Genomic DNA, 4005 nt, shown 5'->3' with positions numbered 1-4005 from the left:
CTTTCTACATCTATATGCAGACCTTTTATATAAAAATTATTTTTACTTTTTATCTGCCATATTAGTCCATACTTTACGTTTAGAATTTGTTCTAATTTTTTTGGGTTGCCTATACATTTTATTTCAAAAGGAAAGGTCATTTTTTTATCATTTATAATTATTGTATTTTTAGAAAAAATAATATTTGTATCCAAAGCTATTCTTTCATTATTTATACAAATAGCTTCTGCATCAGCTGAATTTAAAATATTGATTATTAATAATAAATATTCAGCACACCATTGAAGATTAAATTGATCTTTGTTTTCATTTGATTCTAATAAAACATCTAAGGTATTTGATTTAATCCCCTCTATTTTTATTACAACTCCTGGACCTTCAACATTTGTTTGATTACTTAATAATCTATATTTACTAATACTATTTTCAGTTTCCTTCAAGCTAATATTTTTCTCAAGTTCATGATTTTTTAATTGATTTATTTCATAATCTAATAAGGCTAATTGATTTAATAACTCTTTTTTTTCTTTTTGTAATTTTTTAAATTCAATTTCTAATTTTTTTGCTTCTATACTCGGGATTCTACCTTTTGTTAATTTTTCTAGAGTTTTAAATTGAATAGAAAAAAATATTCCTAAAGAAATAAAACACAATAGTATGGCTACACTATTTTTTTTCAATATTAGTCCCCCACCTATTTCATTTAATTATTATAAAATAGATATTTTGTAAAGAAATCTATTTGTAAATTATTGTAAAATCATACAATCAATTAACGAATTAACTGATATATTCTTTTTTAAATCATAATACATTTTAACATTATTTGTAAATCTTAGATATAGTTATATATACCTTAAATATGTATTTAGCTAACGATAAGGCTCCTAAGTTACTAGGAGCCTTGATTTTATACTGTATATTGCTTGTTTATCTTTCTTAGAATCATAAAGAAAACATATCTTTTCTTTTAACTTTAAGTTCTTTACTTCTTAAATTTTTAACTTCTAAAGAATTTTTGTTCTCAAATTCTTTAGAAGTTTTATTTAAACCTTCTAAAATTCTGAATCAAAGTACCTGTCCCTTTGATTCTCTATTTACAAAAGAAATTGTAGGTTGGGCAACTACTGATAACATGAGAACAGAATTGTGTATAAAAGCTCTTAATAATACTGTTATGAGACATAAACCTTCTAAAGGGCTCATACATCACTCCGATCGTGGAGTTCAGTATTGCAGTCAAGATTACCAAGCCTTGTTAAAGAAAAACAATATGATTTGCAGCATGAGCCGCAAAGGTAATTGCTATGATAATGCTTGTGCAGAAACATTTTTCAGTACAATTAAGTGTGAGATGCTTTACAATACAAAATATGCTACTCGTGAACAAGCTCGGAGGGACATATTTTGGTATATTGAAACTTTTTACAATCGAAAAAGAAGACATCAGGCATTGAATTACATGACTCCGTATGCTTTCAGACAAATGTACTATGCACATCAAGCTGCATATTACTGAAAGAAACCATACACAGAATATGGTAAATAATGTAATATATCAAATCGAAAAAATAGAATTTCTGAGAAAACAGAAGAAAATCTAACTTAATAGTGTCCAGTTTATCGAGAAAAGCTCAGTGTAGTCATTAAAACCAGCAAAAACCACTTTAAGGTTATAAGTAACAATATTCATGCTTTTTGAAATGATAGTTTTTTATAAAATGAAAGTATTGTTTTTATATTTTGTGTCATCATAAGAGCATTAGAAATTTTAAGAAACATAGTTTTTGATAAAGTAGGGATATAATACCATGCATTTTACAATATATTCAATATATGGTACTATAAGGATGAACCTAGGATATATGCAAATACGGTATTATATTACCTAGTTTACAATATATGTATTCTTGATAAAATATTACATAGTCATATTATGGGAATTTTTATTAGATGTAGGCTTCATGCTTGCGAATTATTAACCAGAGTGATCGTCGAATAGAATGTAACGACGGTATTTATTTTGTGGTAGCATTATGTTTAGGGTTAAATAAAGCCCTCAACAATAACAAATATAAAACACACAATAATTCGTGAGTGTTTTGGACATTGCTGGTTTATATAGTTTGCAAAATAAAATAGAGAGTGATTGATCTTGTATCATTGAAATAAGTGTCTTTTAGGCCAATAAAAACAACATGCAAGAGAGAAGGGAGAGAAAATTAAAAATGAAATTAAAAATGAAAAGGATAATTCCGGCTGGGGCCGTATTAGTAACATTCACGATATTTAGCTGCATTTGCGTATTTGCAGCAACGGATTATTGGGGAAGTTCATCGTCATATTCAGCAGGCTCATATACAGCTAGACATGCCAGTAGGTATGCTCAAGCTCGTACTGTAATAAATAATGATGGATCAAGTAATCTTCCTCCAGGATCAATGGGTGTAAACCCTAAAGCGTATAGCTCATCCACAGGTACTTTATTAGAATCTGGTGGTTGGGAATATACGGATGGTTCTTCTGCTGGATATGATGTGCCTGTTGATGTGTCAGATTATTCAGGTTATATGTATAGCCAAGGCATGACAGCTCTTTGGAATGGAAATGGTTACACAACAAAATCAACTACTGCTAGTCCGAGTGCAAAATTCAAATCATCTACTAGAATGAATTCCTCTGGAGAAACATATGGTACTGCTGCAAAAGCCAGAAGTATTGAAGAAGAACCAGATCTAATTTTGGCAGAAGGTGTGGACGGTGTCGAAGGATATGTTAGAAGTTCTGATTTAAATGCAAATATAGCGAAGTCGCCTCAAGAAGCTGTAAAGATTATGAAAAATAAAAGTCCACGATTCATTCCTTTATACAAATCAGATGGTAAGACTGTAATCGGCAAATTTAAAATCACTCCACCTAAAGCAAAAGATATTAAAACTATAACTAACTAGTTTGGATTTTGATTTGATCAAATCACCCTAACTTTAAGCAAAATTAGTAGTACATAAAAAGCTTCTCCAAGCAAATATCATTATAAAATGTACCCTATAGAGTAGACGATTTAAAAAAAGTCTACCCTATAGGGTATTTTTGTGTATACTAAAATAAATATATTAGATTTGGAGAAAATTATATGAGCAAGAGATTATTTACTAATGAAGAAGTTAGGTTATTATCTAAAAATAAATATGTAAGAAATGTTAGCAATAAGGGCATTACTTACACAGATGAATTTAAACGATTATTTATAGTTGAAAATGAAAAAGGAAAATTTCCAAGGCAAATATTTGAAAATGCTGGATTCGATATAAATGTTTTAGGCATGCAAAGAATTAAATCTTGCGGAAATAGGTGGCGGGCTTCATACAAGTACGGCGGTGTCAGCAGACTTCAAGACACCAGAAAAAACAATACTGGCAGACCAACTACTAAAGATCTTTCCATAGAAGAAAAATATGCTCGATTAGAAGCGCAGAATAAGTTATTGAAGGCTGAAAATGAATTGTTAAAAAAGCTAGATATGATAGAAAGAGGAGTGTTGAAGCAAAAATAGAACTAATGACTGCTGAAAAATATATAGCTATTAAAAATACAATTGATAAGTATAAACTTAAGAATATAATTACTCATTTATGCAAAATTTCTGGGGTATCAAGATCTGGTTACTATAATTACTTTTCTAATAAAAGCAAACTAAAAAGAGAGCAAATCAATACTTCAGACGAACTCATTAAAGACAATGTTTTGAAAGCTTTTAACTTTAAAAATAAGAAAAAAGGTGCTAGACAAATTAAAATGGTATTAGAAAATGAATTCAATATTAAATACAATCTAAAGCGTATAAGAAGAATTATGAATAAGTTCAATATCTTTTGTCCGATTAGAAAAGCCAACCCCTATAGGCGAATGATGAAAGCTACTAAAGAACATACTGTTATGCCCAATTTATTAAATAGAGAGTTTAAACAGGAAATACCAAGAAAAGTATTATTGACAGATATTACA

The 4005-nt window shown here is 29.0% G+C and carries 3 protein-coding genes and 1 pseudogene; 3 read left to right on the top strand and 1 reads right to left on the bottom strand.

Translation table 11 applies throughout. The annotated features are described in order from the left end of the window. Positions 1-680: DUF881 domain-containing protein (locus EK368_RS11225; RefSeq protein ID WP_165000429.1), on the bottom strand; the 680-nt coding region annotated here is incomplete at its 3' end. Positions 681-1018: 338 nt separating this feature from the next. Here EK368_RS11225 and EK368_RS11220 point away from each other — a divergent pair. The 3 genes and pseudogenes from EK368_RS11220 to EK368_RS15200 all read left to right on the top strand — a co-directional run. Next, entirely contained in the window at positions 1019-1519 is a 501-nt protein-coding gene (locus EK368_RS11220) for an IS3 family transposase (RefSeq protein ID WP_165000428.1), read from the top strand. A 679-nt stretch (positions 1520-2198) separates the two neighbouring features. Continuing rightward, entirely contained in the window at positions 2199-2951 is a 753-nt protein-coding gene (locus tag EK368_RS11215) for a hypothetical protein (RefSeq protein ID WP_129599764.1), read from the top strand. A 182-nt stretch (positions 2952-3133) separates the two neighbouring features. After that, a pseudogene (locus tag EK368_RS15200) lies at positions 3134-4005 on the top strand (HTH domain-containing protein); the annotation flags it as partial.

It is taken from the genome of Anaerophilus nitritigenes (genome assembly GCF_004138215.1).
Classification (GTDB): Bacteria; Bacillota; Clostridia; order Peptostreptococcales; family Thermotaleaceae; genus Anaerophilus; species Anaerophilus nitritogenes.
Note: the sequence above shows the minus strand (reverse complement) of the source record. Positions and strands in the feature narration are given on the sequence as shown.

Coding starts and splice junctions, on each gene's coding strand:
- EK368_RS11215 (WP_129599764.1), top strand. CDS start 2,199: ATGCAAGAGAGAAGGGAGAGAAAATTAAAAATGAAATTAAAAATGAAA.